Origin of the sequence: Vibrio sp. 1641 (genome assembly GCF_033339995.1) — a bacterium.
Taxonomy (GTDB): domain Bacteria; phylum Pseudomonadota; class Gammaproteobacteria; order Enterobacterales; family Vibrionaceae; genus Vibrio; species Vibrio alginolyticus.
On the sequence record NZ_JAWOVP010000003.1, the window covers coordinates 416,675 to 440,660 of the forward strand.

At 44.3% G+C, this 23,986-nt stretch carries 21 protein-coding genes; 7 read left to right on the top strand and 14 right to left on the bottom strand.

Going from position 1 to position 23,986, the window contains the following annotated elements:
- The first annotated feature begins 104 nt into the window (after window positions 1–104).
- The gene (gene bioA / locus R7Z47_RS09735) at window positions 105–1,385 is read left to right on the top strand and encodes an adenosylmethionine--8-amino-7-oxononanoate transaminase (RefSeq protein ID WP_033905079.1); all 1,281 of its coding nucleotides are present in this window, start codon (window positions 105–107) and stop codon (window positions 1,383–1,385) included.
- A gap of 69 nt (window positions 1,386–1,454) precedes the next feature.
- Here the strand turns inward: bioA and R7Z47_RS09740 are convergent, their stop codons facing one another.
- From R7Z47_RS09740 to lrp, 8 genes are all read right to left on the bottom strand, one after another.
- Window positions 1,455–1,721, bottom strand: coding sequence for a DksA/TraR family C4-type zinc finger protein (locus R7Z47_RS09740; RefSeq protein ID WP_033905078.1), 267 nt, complete (start codon window positions 1,719–1,721; stop codon window positions 1,455–1,457).
- A gap of 137 nt (window positions 1,722–1,858) precedes the next feature.
- Complete coding sequence (locus R7Z47_RS09745; protein WP_262606600.1) at window positions 1,859–2,302, bottom strand: hypothetical protein; 444 nt, start codon at window positions 2,300–2,302, stop codon at window positions 1,859–1,861.
- A complete protein-coding gene (locus R7Z47_RS09750; protein WP_258509576.1) occupies window positions 2,277–3,179 on the bottom strand; it encodes an N-acetylmuramidase domain-containing protein in 903 nt (300 codons plus the stop codon). Before R7Z47_RS09750 ends, R7Z47_RS09745 begins: the two co-directional genes overlap by 26 nt.
- A 203-nt stretch (window positions 3,180–3,382) precedes the next feature.
- Window positions 3,383–4,690, bottom strand: a complete 1,308-nt coding sequence (gene serS, locus R7Z47_RS09755; RefSeq protein WP_262606601.1) for a serine--tRNA ligase — start codon at window positions 4,688–4,690, stop codon at window positions 3,383–3,385.
- Window positions 4,691–4,781: 91 nt separating this feature from the next.
- Window positions 4,782–6,137: a replication-associated recombination protein A gene (locus R7Z47_RS09760; RefSeq protein ID WP_318130023.1), complete on the bottom strand. Its 1,356-nt coding sequence runs from the start codon at window positions 6,135–6,137 to the stop codon at window positions 4,782–4,784.
- Window positions 6,138–6,764: an outer membrane lipoprotein chaperone LolA gene (gene lolA / locus R7Z47_RS09765; RefSeq protein WP_005388103.1), complete on the bottom strand. Its 627-nt coding sequence runs from the start codon at window positions 6,762–6,764 to the stop codon at window positions 6,138–6,140. It lies immediately after the preceding gene.
- A 61-nt stretch (window positions 6,765–6,825) separates the two neighbouring features.
- Complete coding sequence (locus tag R7Z47_RS09770; protein ID WP_213868361.1) at window positions 6,826–9,873, bottom strand: DNA translocase FtsK; 3,048 nt, start codon at window positions 9,871–9,873, stop codon at window positions 6,826–6,828.
- Between the two features lie 152 nt (window positions 9,874–10,025).
- Window positions 10,026–10,520 (bottom strand): leucine-responsive transcriptional regulator Lrp, encoded by a 495-nt coding sequence (lrp, locus tag R7Z47_RS09775; protein ID WP_005378234.1) that lies wholly within the window; start codon window positions 10,518–10,520, stop codon window positions 10,026–10,028.
- A gap of 156 nt (window positions 10,521–10,676) precedes the next feature.
- On the opposite strand from lrp, the gene ald reads away from it, so the two are divergent.
- A complete protein-coding gene (gene ald / locus R7Z47_RS09780; protein WP_005378241.1) occupies window positions 10,677–11,801 on the top strand; it encodes an alanine dehydrogenase in 1,125 nt (374 codons plus the stop codon).
- A 93-nt stretch (window positions 11,802–11,894) separates the two neighbouring features.
- Here ald and R7Z47_RS09785 read toward each other — a convergent pair whose 3' ends face one another.
- Both R7Z47_RS09785 and cysB read right to left on the bottom strand, forming a co-directional pair.
- Complete coding sequence (locus R7Z47_RS09785) at window positions 11,895–13,091, bottom strand: methyltransferase (protein WP_262596507.1); 1,197 nt, start codon at window positions 13,089–13,091, stop codon at window positions 11,895–11,897.
- Between the two features lie 54 nt (window positions 13,092–13,145).
- The gene (gene cysB, locus R7Z47_RS09790; protein ID WP_005388967.1) at window positions 13,146–14,120 is read right to left on the bottom strand and encodes an HTH-type transcriptional regulator CysB; all 975 of its coding nucleotides are present in this window, start codon (window positions 14,118–14,120) and stop codon (window positions 13,146–13,148) included.
- Between the two features lie 313 nt (window positions 14,121–14,433).
- Between cysB and R7Z47_RS09795 the strand changes: the two genes are divergently transcribed.
- Together R7Z47_RS09795 and miaE are read left to right on the top strand one after the other, a co-directional pair.
- On the top strand, window positions 14,434–15,198 hold the full coding sequence (locus R7Z47_RS09795) for a hypothetical protein (protein ID WP_005378247.1): 765 nt from the start codon (window positions 14,434–14,436) through the stop codon (window positions 15,196–15,198).
- Window positions 15,199–15,295: 97 nt separating this feature from the next.
- Window positions 15,296–16,066 carry a tRNA isopentenyl-2-thiomethyl-A-37 hydroxylase MiaE gene (gene miaE / locus R7Z47_RS09800; RefSeq protein ID WP_005388968.1) on the top strand — a complete coding sequence of 257 codons (771 nt, stop codon included), beginning with the start codon at window positions 15,296–15,298 and terminating at the stop codon, window positions 16,064–16,066.
- A gap of 125 nt (window positions 16,067–16,191) precedes the next feature.
- Here miaE and R7Z47_RS09805 read toward each other — a convergent pair whose 3' ends face one another.
- Both R7Z47_RS09805 and R7Z47_RS09810 read right to left on the bottom strand, forming a co-directional pair.
- On the bottom strand, window positions 16,192–17,820 hold the full coding sequence (locus R7Z47_RS09805) for a methyl-accepting chemotaxis protein (protein ID WP_213870143.1): 1,629 nt from the start codon (window positions 17,818–17,820) through the stop codon (window positions 16,192–16,194).
- Window positions 17,821–17,975: 155 nt separating this feature from the next.
- Window positions 17,976–18,242 (bottom strand): hypothetical protein, encoded by a 267-nt coding sequence (locus R7Z47_RS09810; RefSeq protein ID WP_005388970.1) that lies wholly within the window; start codon window positions 18,240–18,242, stop codon window positions 17,976–17,978.
- A 291-nt stretch (window positions 18,243–18,533) separates the two neighbouring features.
- On the opposite strand from R7Z47_RS09810, the gene R7Z47_RS09815 reads away from it, so the two are divergent.
- Window positions 18,534–19,862, top strand: coding sequence for a sphingomyelin phosphodiesterase (locus R7Z47_RS09815; RefSeq protein ID WP_262606602.1), 1,329 nt, complete (start codon window positions 18,534–18,536; stop codon window positions 19,860–19,862).
- Complete coding sequence (locus tag R7Z47_RS09820; RefSeq protein WP_213870141.1) at window positions 19,859–20,815, top strand: ATP-dependent dsDNA exonuclease; 957 nt, start codon at window positions 19,859–19,861, stop codon at window positions 20,813–20,815. Before R7Z47_RS09815 ends, R7Z47_RS09820 begins: the two co-directional genes overlap by 4 nt.
- Window positions 20,816–20,899: 84 nt before the next feature.
- Here R7Z47_RS09820 and trpS read toward each other — a convergent pair whose 3' ends face one another.
- Window positions 20,900–21,922, bottom strand: coding sequence for a tryptophan--tRNA ligase (gene trpS, locus R7Z47_RS09825; RefSeq protein ID WP_005378260.1), 1,023 nt, complete (start codon window positions 21,920–21,922; stop codon window positions 20,900–20,902).
- A gap of 601 nt (window positions 21,923–22,523) precedes the next feature.
- Here trpS and R7Z47_RS09830 point away from each other — a divergent pair.
- Entirely contained in the window at window positions 22,524–23,480 is a 957-nt protein-coding gene (locus tag R7Z47_RS09830; protein WP_167415114.1) for an AEC family transporter, read from the top strand.
- Window positions 23,481–23,524: 44 nt separating this feature from the next.
- Here the strand turns inward: R7Z47_RS09830 and R7Z47_RS09835 are convergent, their stop codons facing one another.
- Complete coding sequence (locus R7Z47_RS09835) at window positions 23,525–23,980, bottom strand: MarR family winged helix-turn-helix transcriptional regulator (RefSeq protein ID WP_017635039.1); 456 nt, start codon at window positions 23,978–23,980, stop codon at window positions 23,525–23,527.
- Between the last annotated feature and the right edge of the window lie 6 nt (window positions 23,981–23,986).

The window sequence follows — 23,986 nt, forward strand, 5'->3', positions numbered from 1 at the left end:
TTGTGTTGACAGTCTACTGAGTCTCGATAAACTGTCAACACAGCACAAAAGAGCAAAGTTTACACCTGTTTATTTTTTAACCTCAATTACTATTGGAATCGCACATGGATCTCGCCTTCGACCGCCAGCATATCTGGCATCCTTACACTTCTACATTGACACCTCTGACCTGCTACCCAGTGGCATCGGCAAATGGTGTGCACATTAAATTGGAAGATGGTACTGAGCTGGTCGATGGCATGTCTTCTTGGTGGTCGACGATCCACGGCTATAACCATCCGCACTTAAATCAAGCCGCTCACCAGCAAATCGATAAGGTCTCTCACGTGATGTTTGGCGGGATTACCCACCAGCCAGCAATCAGTTTGTGTAAGAAGTTGCTATCCCTAGCACCAAGTAATCTTGAACATGTATTCCTTGCCGATTCAGGCTCTGTTGCCGTAGAAGTCAGCTTAAAAATGGCACTTCAATATTGGCATGCAAAAGGCGAACGCCGACCGAAGTTTCTTACTTTGCGACACGGTTATCACGGCGATACGTTTGCGGCGATGTCGGTCACCGATCCTGACAACTCAATGCACTCTCTCTACAAAGGCTTTTTGCCTGAGCATATCTTTGCGGAGTCACCAACTTGTGGTTATTGGGATGAATGGAAGCCAGAAGACCTTACCGACTTCGAGCACAAGATTGAGACGCACCATCAAGAACTTGCTGCGGTGATCCTTGAGCCTATCGTTCAAGGCGCAGGTGGCATGCGTATCTACCATCCAGAATTTCTCAAAGGCGTGCGTAGACTTTGCGACAAATACGGTCTGTTATTGATTGCAGATGAGATCGCTACCGGTTTTGGACGCACAGGTAAATTGTTTGCCTGCGAACATGCGGATATTCAACCAGACATTCTGTGTGTCGGGAAAGCACTTACTGGCGGCTACATGACCCTCTCTGCGACCCTCGCGAGCAAACACGTAGCAGACACTGTTTGTGGTGGTGATGCTGGTTGTTTTATGCACGGTCCAACCTTTATGGGGAATCCACTCGCTTGTGCCGTAGCTACTGCAAGTTTGGAATTGATCGAGCAAGGTGATTGGAAGCAACAAACCCAACAAATTGAAACGCTGTTTTCTGAGTTACTACCAAAACTTGAAGAATACGACTTGGTGAAAAACACCCGTTGGTTGGGTGCTATTGGCGTAGTGGAGACGCTTCGCCCTGTGAATATGGAAACCATCCAAGCCTTGTTTGTTGAACACGGAGTGTGGATTCGTCCATTTGGCAAACTGATTTATATGATGCCGCCGTTCATCAGCAAGCCAGAAGATATTGAGAAGCTAGTTAACGCGATTGATGCAGCGTTGCAACGTAAAGACTGCTTCGCTTCATAGTTCCATTCAATACGAAAACGGTTTGAGTATGAGACTCAAACCGTCTCGTTATTTATTAGAGCAGTAAAGCTATCGAAGTTGACTGTCTTTACTCGCTCGTCGATTGAACAATGCTTGGCGTTGAGATACCAATTCGATTGTTGACTGACATTCGATACACAAACGAACGCCTTTCATTGCAAGACGACGCGCTTCTGGGATCTCATCACCACACTCATCGCAGTAATGGGTGCTCTCACCCTTTGTGATACTGCCACGAACACGGGAAATCTCGTCGTCTATTGTGTTTTGAATTTGTTGGCTGACGCTATCGTCGTTTGCCCACCCTACGGCCATAAGCCCTCCTCGTTACTTGAATGAGAAAATCGACTTACCGTGGTAAGGTGGATGATTATATCGATTACAAATAACAAGATAATTAAGGTAAATACGAAAACACTATTACGTTTTAGTAATAATTACTCTGTAATCGATTATTCGGCGCTCTCATGGAAAAGCAATGCAAGGTTACTCATACTCCCTTCCTCGCATTCAAAATACTGCGTTTGCTCAGGCTCTCTCAAAGTAACACTGAGTATCTTCTCAACCTCATCAAACTCCTCGCTAAAGTACTCACTGACTAATATGACGCGCTCACCAATACTAAATTCCAGTGACTTCTCATCTACCAACGCTCGATGATACTGGTCTAATTTAAAGTCCTTTATAACTAAGGTTCTTTCAATACTGCTCCCCCCTAAATTAAGCTCCGACAGTAGAACCTGACTGTTTATATTTTCTATTGATATTTCTAGACGGTTAGGATGTGAAGCAGCACACTTAAATAGCGCAGTATTAGTGTGGCTGGAAGCACAAGCAGATGAACTAAAAATAAGTCCAAGCAAAGAAATGTTACGCAGCATTTTTAATCGAAGCATATTTTTTGTAAGCCTTTTCTAATTTGACGTCGTATTGATTTTTCTGATACTCAGAACCATTGTAACCACGAGCAAAGGCAGCCCAATTTTTATCTCTTATATGTTCACCTAAGCCAGACTTTTGGATAAACGTAACAAAAGCCTCAAGTTGTTTCTTCTCCGACTCGAATACAGCCTTAACAAAGGATTCAGCGGTAACATGACCAGCTAACTTGAAATTAAAGCCCATAATTTGGAAACGTCCCCAAGATGCGGAGCGGATTGCTGCATTTGAATTCAGTTCAATCGCTTTATTTAAACGTACGTATTCTGAGATACCACCAACATACAGACTTCGATTCCAATGCCGACTTGAAATACTTGGATGACTGTTATCGTAGGCTCTTGAAGTGAGTCTCGAAAATATATGAGCCTCAAACAAAATCTTTGGCTTACCATTGCTAAAGTAGGCTTCTCCTCGGCTCTCAACTTCCGCTACAGCTTTAATAGCAGCGACTTCGCATCTAAGAGTTTCAGCTACTTTGCGATAATCCAAGTCCGTCAACGCATCTCTTGAGCCAACCAAAGGTAACGTATATGCCACCATAGTCTCAGGTGTTCGTTTTAAATAATCATTCAGCTTACGATGGCTTCTTCCATTCACATCTATCCTTCCATCTGGACGAGCCATCCCAACAAGGTTTTTCTGAAAAGCTTTAATTGCGCCGACAGTCTTGGAGTTTTCCGGTCTAGAGCCTAGTTTCCCATCCACTTTAAGTTCCTTTACTCCCTTTAAAGAACCAAGCAATTGGTTAATAGACCTTTGTACCGTACGAATATCAGCATCCACATTTTTACCACCTAAGCCAACAGAGCCGCTTATTCTTATTGAAGCCATGAAAGTACCTCCTCTTAATATTTTGGAGGAGCTTGTCATGCTCAATGAAGCTTAGAAAAATATCATTAGGGACTGGTTTTTATAATTTAGGCTAACTATGCAATACCTCATCCTACATTTACATAACAACGTATTTTCACTCGACGCAGATAACAAAAAACCCAGCACTAAGGCTGGGTTTTGGTGTTCTAGTGGTTAATGAATTAACCGATGTGCGTTGCGCCTGCCATGTACTTCTGAAGTACTGTAGGGATTGCAATGCGGCCGTCTGCTTCTTGGTTGTTTTCTAGAATAGCAACCATTGTACGACCTACAGCAAGACCAGAACCGTTTAGCGTGTGTACAAGCTCAGGTTTCTTCTCGCCTTTACGACGGAAACGCGCTTGCATACGACGAGCTTGGAAATCCCACATGTTAGAACATGAAGAGATTTCACGGTAAGTTTCTTGAGCAGGAACCCAAACTTCTAGGTCGTAAGTCTTACGAGCGCCGAAGCCCATGTCACCTGTACATAGAATCACTTTACGGTAAGGAAGCTCAAGAAGTTGTAGAACTTTCTCAGCGTGACCTGTTAGCTCTTCTAGTGCGTTCATTGAATCTTCTGGCTTAGTGATTTGTACTAGCTCAACTTTGTCGAACTGGTGCATACGAATCAGACCACGAGTGTCACGACCGTAAGAACCTGCTTCTGAACGGAAACATGGCGTGTGCGCTGTCATCTTAATTGGTAGATCCGCTTCGTCAGAAATCGTGTCACGAACTAGGTTCGTTACAGGTACTTCTGCAGTAGGGATTAGAGACAGTTTACGTGGCTCTTCGTCGTTTACTTTTTCTGCTAGCGGCTCAGTGTGGAAAAGATCTTTACCGAACTTAGGAAGCTGACCAGTACCGAATAGGCTGTCAGAATTTACTAGGTAAGGTACGTACATTTCTGTGTAGCCGTGCTCTTCAGTGTGAAGGTCTAGCATAAACTGAGCGATTGCACGGTGTAGACGAGCGAATTGGCCTTTCATCACGATGAAACGTGCGCCAGTGATCTTAACTGCACTTGCGAAGTCTAGACCGTCACCCATTTCACCTAGGTCAACGTGATCTTTCAGTTCGAAGTCGTAAGATTTTGGCTCACCCCAACGAGAGATTTCAACGTTGTCGTTTTCATCTTTGCCATCTGGCACTTCATCTGCTGGGATGTTTGGTACAGAAAGCGTGAATTCGTCTAGTTGAGCCATTACTTGCTCAAGTTCAACTTTCTTCGCATCAAGATCGCTACCTAGCGTACCGATTTGTTTCTTGATCTCTTCTGCGCCTTCTTTGTCACCAGCCGCCATTTTTTGGCCGATTTGCTTGGAGATGGAGTTACGCGTGGATTGTAAATTTTCTACTTCTACTTGAATGGACTTACGTTGTTCTTCAAGTTTACGAATAGTATCTACGTCTAGCTTAAAGCCACGACGCGCCAGTTTAGCAGCTGTTTCATCCAGCTCTGTACGAAGTAATTTAGAATCCAGCATTGTTAATCCTATGCTTTTTGTTGTGAAATCACGCGCACTTTCCAAGCGTACGCGTTAAAAAAATTTACTAAACAAATGTATCCAAAAACGCCTACTTTTCATAGCGCTTTTGTGGGCTATTTGCGTCTAAAGTAGCCAAGTAATCTAACTTTTCGCCGATTTTGGTCTCCAGACCACGATTTGTCGGCTGATAGTACCTACGATCGCCCATTTCAGGCGGCAAATATTGCTCACCTTCTGCGTAAGCACCAGGCTCATCGTGAGCATAACGATACTCAGCCCCATAACCCATGTCTTTCATCAAACTGGTTGGCGCATTTCGAAGGTGATGCGGCACTTCATATTCAGGTAAGTTATGAGCGTCCGTTAGCGCTTGTTTCCAAGCAACGTAAACGGCATTACTCTTTGGAGCGCACGCGAGATAAACAATAGCTTGAGCAATCGCACGTTCACCTTCTGCTGGACCAACGCGTGTAAAACAGTCCCACGCGGAGAGTGCCACTTGCATGGCTCTAGGGTCCGCATTGCCGACATCTTCCGATGCTATCGCAAGTAATCGACGGGCAATATAAAGAGGATCACAACCCGCAGCAATCATACGTGCAGCCCAGTAAAGCGCCGCATCCGGGTTTGAACCACGAATGGATTTGTGGACCGCAGAGATTAAGTCGTACCAGATATCACCTTTGTTATCAAAGCGAGAGACTTTCTCCCCTGCTACTTCCGCAAGCAACTTAAGCGTGATCTCTTTTTCACCTTGCGCATTGTCTTCTGCCATGTCGTAGAGCAGCTCAAGATAATTGAGAGACATGCGAGCATCACCGTTTACCAGTTCTGCTAGGCGGTCTAATACGTTATCAGCGAAGTGTGCGGGTGTATTGCCCAAGCCACGCTCTTTGTCACTGATCGCTTGATTCAGCGCCAGTGAGATTTCATCTTTATCGAGAGACGTTAGCTTGTAGACACGTGCACGTGACAGCAATGCGTTGTTTAACTCAAACGATGGGTTTTCTGTCGTCGCACCAATAAAGGTAACCGTGCCATCTTCGATATGCGGTAAAAACGCGTCTTGTTGAGATTTGTTGAAGCGATGCACCTCATCCACAAATAAGATGGTGCGGCGACCCGCCATTTTGTTCTCACGTGCTTTCTCGATTGCAGCACGGATTTCTTTCACACCAGACGTTACGGCAGACACACGCTCTACTTCAGCATTGGCGTAGTTTGCAGCCACTTCCGCTAATGTCGTTTTGCCTGTGCCTGGTGGTCCCCAAAGGATCATAGAGTGAATGTGACCCGCCTCTAGCGCACGGCGCAGTGGCTTACCAGGGCCTAAAATGTGCTGCTGTCCAATATATTGCTCGATCGTTTCCGGTCTCATACGAGCAGCAAGGGGACGAAAATCTTCGTCCCCCGAGAAATCTAATGTGTAATTACTCACTACCAATTAATTCCTTTGGTCATCCACTTCCACACCTTTTGGAATTGTGAATGTGAATCTGTCTGCTTTTGGTTTACCCAGCTTCACGTTGTTAAAGGTGAACAAACCTTTTTGGCCGTCTTGCTCAACCACATTGAAGCCTTTCACCACACCTTTGGCATCAATATTAATCTGGAATTGACCTTGTGTGGAGTCTACTGCAGTAGGAATGAGAGTGAACTGGTCACCTTTTTGAGATATTTTGTAGTTATTCCAATCACTTGCTCGGTTACGCGTTAGCAAAACAAATGGCGTTTGCTCTGTTGCTTGCTCTTGCCAGTAGATGCTCACTTGCTCGATGAATGGGCTGTAGTACCACAATGTCTTACCGTCAGAGACCAATAGGTTCTCATCAGGGAATGTTGTACTCCAACGGAACAGGCTTGGGCGGGCAATTTCAACCGTACCTTCTCCTTCCATCACCGTTTCGCCTTCAGGGCTGATAACCTGCTGAGAGAAATCTGCACTAAAGCCATCATTCATAGAAAGGCGTTTGTTTAATTCATCTTTAGGAGACGCTGCGTGTGCAGTAGAGAAGAGGGAAAAGCTTAAAACAAGCGCGGAGAAAAGTTTCGCTGAAAATAGTTTTTTCATTCAGATACCTATTATTAGAACCACTCACCTCAGTTGGACTGAGGTGAGTAACACAAGTTCATTAATCTTTTGGTGGCGCAGGTGCCAGTACTTCACGGTTACCGTTATGACCCGGAGCACTTACGATGCCCTGCGCTTCAAGCTGCTCTACAATACGGGCGGCACGGTTGTAACCTATCTTAAATCGGCGCTGAACACCGGAAACCGAACCTCGACGTGATTGAACCACGTGCTCAACAACTTGATCGAAGAGCGGGTCTACATCTTCATCCGCTTCCATTTGCTCACCTGGCAATAGACTTTCTGGAGTTTGATCTCCACTGATGATCTCTTCAATGTAGTTCGGTTTACCACGCGCTTTCCAGTTGTTTACAACTGCATGAACATCATCATCTGATGCAAATGCACCGTGAACACGAGTTGTATGACTTGATCCCGGCGGTAGATACAACATATCACCCATACCAAGTAGTGATTCTGCGCCGCCTTGATCTAGGATTGTACGAGAGTCCGTTTTAGTCGATACCGTAAACGCAACACGAGTTGGAATGTTCGCTTTAATTAGACCGGTAATAACATCAACCGATGGACGCTGAGTCGCAAGAATTAAGTGAATACCTGCCGCACGCGCTTTTTGCGCCAAGCGAGCAATCAGTTCTTCAACTTTCTTACCTACCACCATCATTAGGTCAGCAAATTCGTCAACAACAACAACGATGTAAGGCAGCTTTTCTAGCAATGGCGGTTCAGTATCCATGCTGTCGCCTTCCTGCCAGAACGGGTCATGGATTGGGTGGCCCGCTTCTGCTGCCATCTTCAATTTTTCGTTGAAGCCCTTCACATTACGTACACCTAATGCCGACATCAATTTGTAACGACGTTCCATCTCGCCCACACACCAACGTAGAGCATTTGATGCGTCTTTCATATCAGTCACAACTTCAGAAAGAAGATGAGGGATACCTTCATAAATAGAAAGCTCTAGCATTTTCGGGTCAATCATGATGAAGCGTACATCTTCTGGACCTGCTTTATACAGCATGCTCAAAATCATCACGTTCACACCCACCGACTTACCAGAACCTGTTGTACCTGCTACTAACACGTGAGGCATCTTCGCAAGATCGGCCACCACAGCTTCGCCCGCAATGTCTTGACCTAACACAACCGTTGTTGGTGACGTTGCTTGCTCAAACTGAGGGCTACTGATGACATCAGATAAATAGACCGTCTGACGACTCATGTTTGGCAGTTCCAAACCGATGTAAGGCTTGCCAGGGATTACTTCCACGACACGTACCGCCATCGCAGACAATGCACGCGCTAAGTCAGTTGAAAGACCAGAAATACGACTTACTTTCACCCCCGGCGCCAAATCAAGCTCAAAACGAGTGATCACTGGACCAGGATAAATACCAACCACATCGGCTTTGATTTTGTAGTCAGCGAGTTTGCTCTCTACCAATCGAGCGACCTGCTCTAACGCATCACGGTCGATAAAGTTTTCACGTTTTTCTGGATGATAAAGCAACTCGAGCGTTGGGAGTGGCTCTTCCGGAACTGGCAAGTTTTCTTCTTTCTGTACCAAAAATGGGTTCTGTGTTGCAGCGACTTTGGCTTGCGCATTGGAAACCATATCTTGGAATGCGGTAACGTCTTGGTCGTTGTCTTGGACCTCTTCTACTTCCACTTTTTGAGGTGCAGGTTCAAATGTTGTTGAAGGTGTTGCAACTTGCTGATGAGGCGTTGTTGGCTGTACTTGCTGTGCAGGCTGAGACTCCTCTTCGTCTTCATCATCTAACACATCAAAGTCAGAGATCGTAGGCTCAATATGTTGGCTCGATTCCGTTTGCGCCGTGATGCTATCTAATACAGCAGAATCAATCGCAGGCTCTTCATGTACAGGATGCTCAATACTTGGCTGCTGTACTTGCTCTGCTTCAAATTGTTCGTACTCCGCATAATCTGGTTCAACGCTGATCGGTTCTTCTGTTGCTGTATGTTGCCCTACATAGGAAGAGTAAGTATCTGCAAATGATGGAGCTGCCTGTTCTTCAGTTCCCCAGTCATCTGCTTGTTGCGCCGCTGCTTCAAGCTCTTCTATCGTAACATTCAGTTGCTTGGTGCGTTCCAAGAGCGGATCAACGTTATCAGTGTTAACCGTATGGATAGGTTGTATTTGAGGCTCAGGTTCAGAATAAACTGGCGCAGCATTAACCGTAGCCTTGCGTTGTGGTGGCGTCGGTTCTACCATCGCCTGTTCCGCAGGCTTATCAGGTTTAGCTTGCGGCATATAAATAGGATACTCATGCGCTGGCGCCGACTCTTTCGGTTCATCGACATCGTACGCCGTTAAATGAGGAAGCGGCTCATCATCAATTTCATGGTCTACATTATGTTTAGGCGTAGAGACTTTGTCTTCTACAAACTCATCAAGCTGAGGTTCTAAAACTTCCTGCTCTGAACCTCTTGCCTTATTTGCAAGCGCGGCAATTAGTGCTAACGCACGATCACCAAGCCATTCCACGATGTTAAGCCATGAGATGCCACTGAAGAGCGTAAAGCCCGCTCCCCACAAGAACAGCAGTACCAATGTGGTACCGAGTACATTCAATGTAGGTAAAGCGAGGCTAGACAACACATCCCCGACCACACCTCCGGATGAAAAATACCAAATGTCATCAAAATTAATATCGGCAAGACCGCAACTGGTCATAATAAGGACGACAAGACCGAGCAGCCTTGTACCCCATAGCATGAAATCAATTGGCTCATCTTCTCCTCGTTTACGGCAAATCACCCATGCAGCCGCCGCTAGCAAGAAAGGGATTGGGTAAGCGAGAGAGCCAAATGTGAAGAATAGAGTATCGGCTAGCCAAGCGCCGAAAAGGCCACCAGCATTATCGATATCCCCTCCCCATGCGGTTTGGGACCAAGAAGGATCGGCCGGACTGAAGGTAAATAGTGCAACCGCAAGCAATACCGAGCTAAGAACGCCAACGATAAAGCAGCACTCTTTTAAGCGTTGGAAGCCATTTAAGCGTGAAGACTGGGGCTCTTCACTGGTTTTGATAATGGTTTCGACTTTCTTTGCGTTCTCTTTGAACATAAATCAACTTGAATATGGAAATGAAATAGGAAATTGCAAAACATTCCGAGCGGCATCAAGCCGCTCGGTAAATTGATTTAACCATATCAAGGAGAAAAACCCAATTACTCTCTGGCGAAAGCGGAAGCATATACCGCTTTCTTTGCAAGAAATTAACGAGTTTTGATCACAAGCTGGTTAGATTGTTTCACTTCTTCCATAACAACGTATGTGCGAGTGTCATTTACGCCAGGTAGACGTAGTAACGTATCGCCCAATAGTCGGCGGTAAGCACCCATATCTGATACACGGGTTTTAAGAAGATAGTCAAAGTCACCTGAAACAAGATGACACTCTTGTATGTCGTCTAGCTTTTGAACAGCTGAGTTAAACTGCTCAAACACATCCGGCGCACCACGGTTTAGCGTAATCTCAACGAATACTAATAGTGATGCATCCAGGAACTGCGGATTCAATAATGCAGTATACCCTGTGATATAACCCTGACGCTCTAAGCGACGTACACGCTCCAAACATGGCGTTGGAGAAAGTCCCACACGTTTTGAAAGCTCAACGTTTGAAATACGACCGTCTTTCTGCAGCTCATTAAGAATGTTGCGGTCGATACGGTCTAGTTCCTTGGACGGCTTTTTATAGTTGTCTGCCATTTTTTATTCCACCTTATTACTTCCTTGCAAAAAAATATACTACAACTTTTTAATATTTGGTGCCAAATTTTACAAATCTATAACTATACTAGTTATTAATTCGACAATAACACCCTACTAACAGTTAATACAACCATTATAGAAAGAGGATACAGGATGATCATTGGCGTACCTAAGGAAATCAAGAATCACGAATATCGTGTTGGTATGATCCCAGCTAGCGTGAGAGAACTCATCTCACATGGTCACCAAGTTTTAGTTGAGACCAATGCAGGTGCCGGCATTGGTTTTTCAGACGATGATTACATCGCTGTCGGCGCATCCATTCTCCCTCATGCTGCTGACGTATTTGCGCAAGCAGACATGATTGTAAAAGTAAAAGAACCCCAAGCAGTAGAGAGAGCAATGCTCCGCGAAGGGCAAATTTTATTTACTTATTTACACCTAGCACCAGATTTTCCACAAACTGATGAGCTAATCAAGAGCAAAGCTGTCTGTATAGCCTATGAGACTGTAACAGATAATATGGGTCGTTTGCCACTGTTAGCACCAATGTCAGAAGTGGCAGGTCGGATGTCTATCCAAGCTGGTGCGCAAACGTTGGAAAAATCGCACGGCGGTCGTGGTCTGCTCCTAGGCGGCGTACCTGGTGTTGAACCTGCAAAAGTCGTTATCGTTGGTGGTGGCGTTGTTGGTGCAAACGCTGCTCGTATGGCGGTTGGCCTTCGCGCTGACGTCACTATTCTAGACCGTAACGTAGACACACTTCGTAAGCTTGACGAAGAATTCCAAGGTCGCGCAAAAGTGGTTTATTCTACTGAAGACGCTATCGAGAAGCATGTTCTAGAAGCGGACCTGGTTATCGGTGCCGTTCTAATTCCTGGCGCAGCAGCACCTAAACTGGTCACTAAAGAGCACATTGCTAAGATGAAGCCTGGTGCAGCAGTGGTTGACGTGGCAATTGACCAAGGCGGTTGTTTCGAAACTTCACACGCGACAACTCACGCAGATCCAACTTACATCGTTGATGAAGTGGTTCACTACTGTGTAGCAAATATGCCTGGCGCAGTTGCTCGCACTTCAACATTTGCACTCAACAACGCTACACTTCCATACATCGTGAAGTTAGCAAATAAAGGCTACCGCGAAGCACTTCTAGAAGATAAAGGCTTCCTTGAAGGTCTAAACGTTATTCACGGAAAAGTAACGTGTAAAGAAGTAGCAGAAAGCTTTGACTTGGAATACGTTGAACCAACTCAAGCTATCGCTATGTTTAATTAATGACAAAATAAAACATAACTTGTCACGTTTTGTTTACAAAAGCCCACTCATAAGTGGGCTTTTTCATATAGAGCGTTTGGCTATAAAGAATAACTAAATCTTATATGCACAAATTAAAATATTTCTAGGCGTGACCGATTTAGGGCAAAACTCTGACAATCTAACACGGTAACCACGTTCTTCAAGATAAAGCACTTTGTCTAATGCGAGCCAGATCTCCAACGGACGTTGAAAAACAAGTTGCACTAAGCTCATTCTCTCCATTTGCCAGAAGCGTTGTTCGCTTAACTTTTCAAAATGAGAGAAATCGATTTCTTGAGGAAGAACAATGCCTTTTTGCTCCGCTGCCCAGCGACATAAGGCTTCAAAACCATCACTTAATTGCGACTTACGGATACTCGGCACAGGCTGATACTCTGCCATTCCCAAAGCTTGTCGCGTGATCAAATCAAACCCAAGACGAAACATCATTTCCTGCTGACGATGACGACGCACGCGCTCTCCTCCCGTCACCGTTTGTTGTAATGGGATACGCAGTTCTTGCTTAGACAATGAGAGAGAAGAAGCCCTGCCCGATTCCGACATCGGCTGGTATTGTTCCGACTGAATCAAGTGGTAACAACAAGGTGATATGGTCATCGCAGCAACCCCATTTTCACTGCCGTACTGCATTAGACGAACGTGAAGGTCACCGCATGCATGCAGTGCTACTGCGTGTTGCGTTGGCTTAAACACGGCTTTCGCTTTGCTATCAAACGCGTCGCCTTGAATAAACGTCATCTTCCAATGATGTTCATTGGCTGCTTGTTGCCCCGAATCGCACAGTGCTTGTTGGTATTCAAAGCTGGTTACAGGCTGATCGGTTTGCGTTGTCAGGATTCGCCCCAAGTAACCTTTACCTGAGCACCATTCTAGCCATTCTTCGCCACAGCGTTGTTGAATTGCAGCTTCACCCATCGAGCTAATTTGCTCCAACTTACGTCCCGGAATACCGTTATCTAAACCACGAGCGAGTTCCAAGCCGTTTAACGACAAAAGCTCTAAATGAGTCAGTTCTGCGAGTTGTTCAAGCTCAGGAAAAAACGGACTAAGTGCTTTTAACGCGAGTTCTGGTGCTGCTTTGTATTCTTCGATTTGAGAGGGAGTAAGAGACGCTAGCCATTGGCACAGTCGAGGATGTTGCTCCTGCCAAGGTAATGATGTGTGAATGCTGCTTTTAAAAGGCTCGAATCGCCACAAAGATTGGTTTTCGATTAAGCAGTCATTAATAAATTGAAATTGCGTTTTCATAGCTACCCCCTACAACGAGCGCATTGTAGAGGGAATCGAAACATCAATGAAGTGTTATCTCACCGGAAGCTCGATGTCTTTAAACATCTCTTCGATTTCTGCATTAGACTTCAACGAAATCGCCTGCTCAACCACTGGACGCGTTAAGTGCGGTGCAAAACGCTCCATAAAATCGAACATGTAAGAGCGTAAGAATGTACCACGGCGGAAGCCGATGCTCGTGGTGCTCGCGCCAAACAAATGGCTCGCATCTATTGCAACCAAGTCACCGTCCTGCTCTTCATCCACAGCCATGCTTGCAATCACACCCACACCAATACCCATACGAACGTAAGTTTTAATGACGTCTGCATCAGTTGCCGTGAACACCACTCGCGGGGTTAAACCTTCGCGGTTGAATGCTGTATCCAGCTCTGAACGGCCAGTAAAACCGAACACGTAAGTGACTAATGGGTAAGCGGCAAGATCACTGATCGTTACTTTGTCTTTCTTCGCTAGTGGGTGGTCTTTAGGCACAACTATTGAACGATTCCAGTGATAACAAGGCAGCATGATGGCATCTTGATATAAGTGAAGAGCTTCTGTCGCAATCGCAAAATTCGCTGTGCCTTTAGCTATCGCCTCAGACATTTGTGACGGTGTACCTTGGTGCATGTGTAACGACACTTTTGGATAACGAGAAGTAAAACCTTTGATGACATCTGGCAGTGCATAACGAGCCTGCGTATGTGTCGTGGTGATATTCAGCGTCCCCATTTCTGGATGGGTGTGCTCTCCAGCCACCGCTTTGATACTTTCTACACGAGCGAGAATTTCTTGAGAGATACGTACAATTTCTTCTCCAGCTGGCGTCACTTGCGTTAAGTGCTTACCGCTACGTTCAAAAATCTGAATGCCTAACTCGTCTTCCAGCAACCGAACCTGTTTACTGATACCTGGCTGAGAGGTATATAAGCTTTCCGCCGTTGCAGATACATTCAGATTATGGTTTACAACCTCAACAATATACTTCAGCTGCTGCAGTTTCATCGTAATCCCTTACTTATTCATGAGAGAGTTTATTGGCCACTCAAGCGAGCGATATAATAATTAGTTATAACGCGTTCAAATCGAAATGAACAGCAATTTCTAACTTATACCTCAATCACATACTAATAATCTTCAAGCAAGAAACAATATGCACAAAGTTGAGCCAATAAATGACCGAAGTTCTATGATGTGACTTCTATCAGTAACTAAAACGTGGGAGAGACAAAATAATCAAACAAATAAGGTGCCGAGTAAGATAAGATTCATGTATTCTTTAACGCTAGCCGCAGAAAAGTAAAGCAGACGCAAAGATATGAATATTGGTTTAATAATCGCTTTGGTAGCCATCCTACTGGTGTTAATCCTAGGCTATAACATTATGTTGCAATATAAGGTTAAAGTTGAAACCGCAAAAAGGCAGGAATCAGCGCGATATGTAGCCTTGATAGATGGTACTGAAGAGTTGATTGGTCATGCACACCATATCCCTTTTAGTAAAGAGCTGTTGCTGTGTCTAAACAATCGTATTCTTGACGCGCTAGAGAGCATGCATGAGCTGGACCCGAAGAACAAGCAACTTGCTCAACGTATCGAAAATATGAAGCAGCAGATTACGCAGCTAAAAGAGAATGGTCCTACTGGCGAGAGTACCACTTTCAAGATGCCGAGTAGTGATAAACAAGCTATCGTCATGCTTAAGCTGGTTAAACGACTTCGTGACACTATCCGTAACGAGCACAACAAAGGCCGATTGGATACCCAGACTTACGTCACTGAAAATGCGCGCTTGGAAACGATGCAAATTCGCATCAACATTGAAAATGTCATCAAAAGAGCAAACGACTCTATCGCTCGTGGCCAACCAGGCACCGCGCTTCAACTGCTGCGTAAAGGTATCGATGCTTTGAGCACTAAGAGCGATCCTTATTCTATTCAAGCGAAACAAAAGCTTGAAGAGATGTTGGGTGACTTAGATAAAAAGCGCCAAGATAAAAGCGATGCCGAAATGCAGCAGATTGCTGACAAAGAGCGTGACAATGACATGGAAGCACTCTTCGGCGAGAAGAAAAAGTGGTAACATTCACTTCAGGTCAAAAAAGGCTGCAATTGCAGCCTTTTTTCTATCCGCAAGACAACGGATATGCCCAATAAAAATGTGAAGTACTAAAACTAAAATGATGAATCTAGACGCCTATCAAGATCTTCTTGCTCCCATTAACCAATTTCTGCAATGCAGTACACCTGATGAATGGGTAGAGGAAGCAAAGAAACCAGAGAACCTTCAAACCATTTTGTTAGACCACCTACTGTGCGAACTAAAAGCTGGCCAATCTGCCATGTTTTTAATTCGTAAGTATGCCGTTGACCAATCCAGTTCACATGCTCTACTTGACTGGTTTAAGCCCTACGAAGATTTTGCTTACCGTAACGTAGGCTCATTGGAAACTTTAAAAGGCAAGAGCAATATTTCTAAGTCAATCATGGCTAAGTCCGACTCACCATACAGCCAAGATTTGATCGATAAGATGGTGCTTTTGATAAAAGAGGAGTTACACCACTTTTATCAAGTTTTAGAGATCATGGAAAGTCGTGGAATTGAGTATAAAAATATTCCAGCAAGTCGCTATGCTAAAGGACTGATTTCGCATATGAAGACTCATGAGCCGGAAACGCTGATCGATAAACTCATCATTGGTGCGTACATCGAAGCCCGATCTTGTGAGCGTTTTGCCAAACTAGCACCACATATGGATGACGATATCGCAAAGTTCTACATTTCTTTATTACGTTCTGAAGCACGCCATTACCAGGATTATCTTGTATTAGCGGAGCAAATCGCAGGCAAAGATATCAGCGAGCGCATCGCCTACTTTGGACGTATAGAGGCAGATTTAATTTCTACGCCAGATACAGATTTTAAGTTTCACAGTGGTATTCCAGCCTAGCGAGCATATTCTCCCAAGGTTGAGCATACTCTGAACTTATATAGACAGAGAATAAATAAGCCGGACATTTCGTCCGGCTTATTTATTGTAGCAATGAGGTTAGGAATAAAGCTGAAACACAACAACTAGAGCTGGAATGAACCCATTCGAGTTTTCAAGTTGTGCGCTAGGCTACTAATCTGCTGACAAGCCACAGCCGTTTGTGAAGCTCCCTCAGCCATCTCTGTTGAAGCACTATTAATATGCTCCACGCTGCGATTCAGCTCTTCGGATACAGAATTCTGCTCACTGCACGCCGTTGCGATTTGTGTGCTCATTTGCGCTATGTTATCGACAGAATGTTCAATTTCTTTTATCTGGCTATCAGCATCATTAACTTGCTCAACACACTGAGAAATACCCTCCTGACAATCACGGCTTGAATGCCCTATTTTACTGCTGCTCTCTTGTAGTTGATTAACAATTTCCACAATTTGTGAAGTGGAGTCTTGAGTGCGTTGCGCCAGAGAACGAACCTCATCTGCCACAACAGCAAACCCACGTCCTTGTTCACCAGCCCGAGCGGCTTCAATTGCGGCGTTCAGTGCTAACAAGTTTGTTTGCTCGGCAATCCCGCGGATCACATCTACGACCACATTGATATTGTTTGAGCTCGATTCAAGCTCACGTGCCAGTTCATCTGATTCTTGGATCGTATGTGATACACGCTCAATTACTGCGATAGTTTGTTGTAACGTCACCGTTCCTTGCTTTGCCACTTCCGCAGCCGAATAAGCAGAGGTTGCGCCAACTTCGGTACTTTGTGCCACTTCACTTACAGCAGCTTGCATTTCTGTCATCGCAGAAGCCACCGAGCTAAGTTCAATTTGTTGATTTTGCATACCAGAAGCGGTCTGAGAAGAAATAGCACTCACTTCCTCTACTGCTGCCGTTAGCTGAATCGTTGAGTCATTAATCTCAGAAACCAACGAATGTAAGTTTGTTTGCATACCGACAAGCTCTTTGAGCAGCGTTCCTAACTCGTCTTTGCTCAATTCGCTTTCGTCGATTTGATTATTCAATTGACCCTTGGCGATTTTGGAAGCGAATTCCAGTGCTCGATCAACAGGCCCGCAGATGACTCGAGAAAGCAACATGGCAGACATTACCATGACCAATGCGACGACAAGCGCACCAACAGCAGCGCTGTATTGTGTAAATGCCGCTTCACTTTGTACTTCTTCGCCAATCAAATTCACCAACTCATCGTTCAACGCGAGGGTATCATCCAAGCTGCTCAACGCTTTTGAGTAGGTATCGAAACTTGATAAAATTACATCATTTGCACTTTCAGCATCGCCTTGGCTTAGCAATACGTTGTAAGTCTTCGTTTCTTTGATGTATTGATTCCAAGTTTCTTTAAAAACGCTAAAGGACTGCGTTTCACGCTTATTAAGGTCGAGCTTTTCGTATTCTGCAATACCAGCCTGCACATCAGAACGCCATTGGTCGAGGCCTTTTAACCACTCACCAATTTTGGGGTGATTTGCGTTTGGCAATAAAGAGAACTCATCTTTACGCACTTTAGTAATATCAACTTGGATACCTTTCAAAATCGCAACAGAAGGTAAACTTTTATCTGTTAACACTGAGATGTCTTTATTCAGTGTTAACAAACCTTGCACCAACATTACTGACACTAAACCAAACACGGCAAAAACGGTTAAATAACTAACCGATATTTTCTTTACGACACTTAAGTCTTTAATACGCATGCACTTTCTCCCCGCAGCCTTTCCAAACCTCTCACTTAAGTGAAAGCTTAACCTCTAAAACACACTGTTTTTTGCGCTCGATATCATTGAACGCTCTTATATACATCGGCTTGAGAGATCAAATCTTGACCAGTAATTGATAGTTTTATCACATGCTATTTTAGAGATAGGCTCGTATGCTCCGTATTGTGTCTACATCTTTTCATGAGCGCTTCTCGGCGCAGATCCAAGATCTCATCGATGAGCTTTTCTTTCGCATTTATCCCAAAATGCTGGGCATAATTTTTTACTTTTGCTATCTCATTAGGTTGCAAGCGGTACACCTCTTTCTTTAAACGCGCTTCTGCTTCACTTCTAATCAAACCTTGCTCTTGTAACAATTTAATGATGGTTTCATCGGTTGGATTTACTGCTCTAGCCATGGTGCTCCATCTATCAATTTGAGTTCTAGCCATATAGCTAGATGAATGACGCCGCACAACTTATAGAGCAAAGATGACAGCTTGATTGCAGTGAATGCAATTCGTTGACTGTTGGTACTATTTTCCACCGCTTTAACGGCCACACACTCAATATCCCCATTCTCACCATTGAATAAAGATCACATTCTGATAACAATTTTCAGCGCTGGCTTAGATGTCATCCATATTTAACGTGCAAGTAACATTTATAAACAAGAATGATTGCTCTAGTTCAAATGATGGAAAAATAAGATGAAATTTTCGCAGTGGAGCCTTTTATTAAGTAGCTTGATAGCGTTACCCAGCATTGCAGATACCGACGTTTACCTAACGAATAACTCTGAGCAACCGTTAACTATTCAAGTAAAACATGAAGGCAGTGATTTGCTTCAATACGGAGAAGAATGGCAACAACATGTGCAGGTACTTGGTCCGTGGGAAACTAAATCTGTATTAAGCTTCAACCGCTGGGAGGGCGTGAAATCAAATCAAACTTACCGTTTTGAAACGGTGGTTTCTAGCCCCGAAGGTGAAAGCATAACACTCAATCAAATAATGGAAGGCCATTGGTACAATTCGACCATTGAATACGGCTTGTCCGCAGCCGATGTCGAGTTATCTCTCAAAGATGATCGTAACATTCATCGTGCCAACACTAACGCTTTTGGTACGAGAGAAACCGAACTGGCATTTAAGTCAGACAGTACCGCTCGATATGATGATCTTTACTACACCATCACGCCAAGCAAGGTAGTGGAGTCTGTCGACAACGAAGAACAAAACCTTAAGTTGATGACTTATAACATCTGGGCATTGACGGCTATTGCATCGCACATTGGAGATCGTTACGAACTGATTCCTCAACATGTAAAAGGTTACGATGTTTTGGCGCTGCAAGAGGTGTTTGCCAGCGGCCGTGAAACATTCTTACGTGAGTTAGCCAAGGAATATCCTTACCAAACAAAGATGTTAGATAAAGAAGGCGTTAATATTCATGATGGTGGCGTAATCATAGTTAGTCGCTACCCTATCGTGAATGAAGCGCAATATGTCTTTCCCGATTGCTCTGGTACAGACTGCTTTGCCGATAAAGGCGTAAATTATGCGGAAATAATTAAAGGTGGTCAGGCTTACCATGTGTTTGCTACCCATACCGCATCTTTCGATACAGACACCGCCCGTGAGTATCGTCAGCGCCAGTTCAAACAAATCCGCGCACTCGCCCAATCTCTTGACATTCCTTCAAGCGAAACTGTGGTATACAGCGGCGACTTTAACGTAAACAAAAGAAAGTTCCCTGGTGACTACCAACAAATGATCGCTAACTTAAGTGCCATAGAGCCTCACTACTCTGGTTACACGGAGTCAACCTTTGATCCCCGTATCAATAACTTCGCAGGTGAAGCGTTATCAGGTGGCGAAAACGTGGAATACCTTGACTATGTTATGGTGAGTAGTGAATACGGGGTGAAATCATTCAATGACAACCGTGTAGACGTGCCGCGCACAACCGCAGAGAGTTTATGGAAACACTATAACCTTTCTGACCATTTCCCAGTAAGCGCAACAATCAAGCCATGAAGAAAATCGCTTTGATAATCATGTCCGCCATTATGGCGGGCATGATATTTTTAACTTTCAGTCACGATGTTCAAAAAGAAGAGCTCGCTTCCTCTCCTTCCCCTAAGACAAAAAATCAGAGTGTCTCCAGTACATCACCACAAACAAGCAGCATCGTGCCCGATACGGATACTTCACCACAAACAGCTAACCTCCCTTCCACAGTTCAAATAACGACTGAGCGATTAACTCAACTCAAAGGCAGGAAACTTGTCGCTGAACTTGAGACGTTTTGGCATGAGTGTATGTTGAACCGTAGTTGTGAAGAGCAGATCGCCTTGTTTGAGGCGCATTTATCTTCAGCTCGATTCCAGCTTTTGGCGAACTACCCTCAGCTCAGCAGCCAATGGCAAGAGAGTGTAGGAAATTTGTTATTTGATGAGCAACAATCACTGGCGTCGCGTATTGCACAGCTGAAGAACGAAGCAAGAAGCATCTGGGGAGAATTGGCTGATGTTGTTTTCGCGGATGAGTTCGCGCTGTACGATTTCAACTTAGAAGCCCAAAAGCTGGACACTCAAAGCCCAGATAACTTTTTGCGAACTTTCGAACAACTCACCATTGACTGGCAAGAACATGCAGATGCTATCGGGCTAACAAGCGACCAGGAAAAATATGAGCGTGCGGTCACCCTGATTCCTAATAGTATGAGCCTACCAGATCGCTTGGCGATCATCGCAGAGCTTGAACGAACTTACTTAACGAAAGAAGAAAGTAAAAACATTCATGCTCGTCAGCAGCAAATTACAGAGCAAAAAAAACAAGTCAAAGATTACCAACAAGCATTACAACAACTTGAGTCCAAGCTAAGAACGCAAAGAGCTTCTAGCCATTCAAATTTGTCAGAACCGGAATGGCAAAGCTATTACCAACAAGAAGTCGCGGATTTTCGTCGTGAATTTTTTTCTTCTTAACAATGCGCTTTGACTGACTGGGAACTTAAAAAGGCACGTTGCTAACCAGCCGTCGTGCCTTATGTTCAAATCTCTACTTTTAATTCAGAACAAATTTAAACCAAATACATCTTTCACATCAAATAGCACTTTTTCGGTTTTCTCGCGAGAACGCTCACTACCTTGTTTTAAAATATCAATCAGCTGCGCTTTATCATTCAAATACATAGCGCGCTTTTCTCGAATAGGGCGAAGCATCTCTTGTAAGCATTCTTCTAACACTTTCTTGGTCAAACCATCACCTAACCCACCTCGTCGATAATGGTCTTTTAGCTGTTCGACATAATTTTTATCAGGATGAAAAGCATCGAGGTAGATGAATACAATATTCCCTTCGACTTGGCCAGGGTCCTCAATTTTCAGATGATTGGGATCGGTATACATAGATTTCACTGCCGCGGAAATCTCCTTTTCGGAGGCCCCTAAGTTGATTGCGTTCCCCATGCTTTTAGACATCTTATTTTTACCGTCAGTACTCGGCAAACGAGGTGCATCGCTAAGTAATGGACGGCATTCTCTAAGAACCTCTTTTCCACCCAGATGGTTTATTTTTCTCACGATTTCATTAGTTTGCTCTAACATCGGCAGTTGGTCATCACCCACTGGTACTAGCGTCGCATGAAACCCCGTAATATCAGCAGCTTGAGAAATTGGATACGTTAAAAAGCCTGCGGGAATAGAGCGTTCAAAGCCTTTACTTTGAATCTCATTTTTAACCGTGGGGTTTCGCTCTAATCGTGCGATAGAAACAAGATTACTGTAATACATTGTCAACTCGGCTAACGCTGGAATTTGAGACTGCAACGTGATCGTAGTTTGAGCGGGGTTGATACCAACAGCCAAATAATCTGCAACGACATTGAGAATATTAGAGGATACCTTTGATGGATTATGCGCGTTATCCGTCAACCCTTGCATGTCCGCGACCAAGATCGTTTGCTCGTGCTCCGTTTGCAATTTGACTCGTTGTTGCAATGAACCAATATAGTGCCCGAGGTGTAATGGACCTGTTGCTCGATCTCCGGTAAGTATAATTTCACGCTGAGATGTATTTTTATGGGTATTCATATTTGTCTCCAAGTAATTAATAGATCGCTACTGGAGATAAAAAGATCAAACACTCTTAGCTACCATCCAGCAGCTTAAGAATGTAAGTATTCCGCGCCGCTCTATTTAGAGCGCCACCAAGAGAAGGTTGTTAATGAAGGGCGAACGTGTATTTTCATGTTTTTTAAACTAACAGCACATACCGCAGAACTCAATCTGTTTTGTACTGAATTAGAGTGAGTGTTCCAACAGCCAATTAAGAGGATTACATTGGTAAAGACATCGCAATGACCAAAACCGCACCAAATACCGAACCTGAGACAAACGCACACAGTACAGTTTTGTTGTGTTTCCTTTTCATTGATGAACTCCTATCCATAACTACGATGACCAGCCCTCACATCTAATACGCATGTGGATGCATCACGACAACGAGTTAACCAACATATCGCACGTAGGACCAGTACCGCTTTGTTAAATTGGGACCTCGTCCATAACTTGGAGTGTAAATGACTCCGGAACCTACAACAGAAGAAAATTTCATCACGTTACTGTCCTACCCTCCGGGTTTGTGGCTTAATAGGCAACAGGAACACTTTTTTCTTTTGCTGCGGATACTTACATGGAAGCTGTTTTACATCAGTTGCAATTCTCTTTGTCGATAACCGGACCTATCTGTTTGATGTTGGTACTTGGCGTTCTTTTTAAGCGCTTTGGTCTAATCAACGATAATTTTATCGAAGTAGGCTCTAAACTGGTGTTTCAAGTTACCTTGCCTGCAATGTTATTTGTCAGCATTGTGGCTTCAGAACACGACTTTTCCGCGGCAAGTGGATTCGTCAATTTCGGCGTCATCGCTAGTATTTCGTTTTTCATTTTCACCTACCTTTCCGTCAAACTTCTGTTCAAAGCATCGCCTGACCAAGGCGTTCTCATCCAAGGTGGGTTCCGAGCAAATACAGGTATTATTGGTATCGCTTACGTTGCCAATGCGTATGGTTCTCAAGGTGTGGCGCTAGCAGCGCTCTATGTCGCGGTCACCACATTTATTTATAACGTCCAAGCGGTAATTTGCTTATCGCCCAAGGGGGCAACGTCTGCCTCGCAAGCAGCAAAGATGATGGGCCGAACACTGACTAGGAATCCGCTCATAATCTCCATTGTTCTAGGAATGGCTTTTTATTTACTCACTATTCCAGTACCGAATGTGGTTATTGACGCAGGAGACTACTTGTCCAAAATGACATTGCCTTTGGCGCTGTTGTGTACGGGTGGCTCACTTGACTTTAGCTTGATGAGAAAAGAGAAAGGTCCATCTTGGTTTGCGAGCAGTTACAAGCTCATCGTAGCGCCAGTCATCATCACCATGGGAGCTTACTTAGTAGGATTTCGAGGAATTGAGCTAGGTATTCTTTTCTTTATGAACGCCTCTCCAGTCGCTGCTGCCAGCTATGTCATGGCGCGTTCCATGGGAGGCAATGCCACGTTAGCTGCAAATATCATCGCACTCACTACGGTGCTTTCTACCGTGACCTGTACGTTGGGCATCCTATTTCTTAAGTTCTACAGCTTAATATAATTGGTCCGCGATAAAATAAAGACGCTAAACGGCATTGATGTCAGTTACTGGTCGTGATTCGCAAAAGTGAGCTTTCTTACCAGACGAAAAAATTCACTCGCTTCAGATTCCGACAAACAAGAAAAAAACTCTTTCTGTAAATTCGTCATGATTTGATGAACTTGCTTTAAAGCATTTGCCCCCTCTTTTGTCATGCTTAGCATTTTAAGGCGCTGATTCGATTTACTTTTAGAAACTTGAACAAACCCTCTCTTTTCCAGATTGTCCACCATCCGCTTTGCTACACTTCGCTCAGTTCGAACCGCATCAGCTAACGCTTGCTGGCTCATAGGCTGAAATTCTTCTAAAGCGGCCAGTGCACTTGCCATTTCTAGTGTCATCAAATTTTGCCGAGAGAGCTCAGCTTGGGCACGATTGCGGTACATGCGCTGCATCACACCACAAACAAACATAGGACTTTGATCCAAAACGGAAATTGGGGAAATTTTCTGATCTTTCATCGTCGT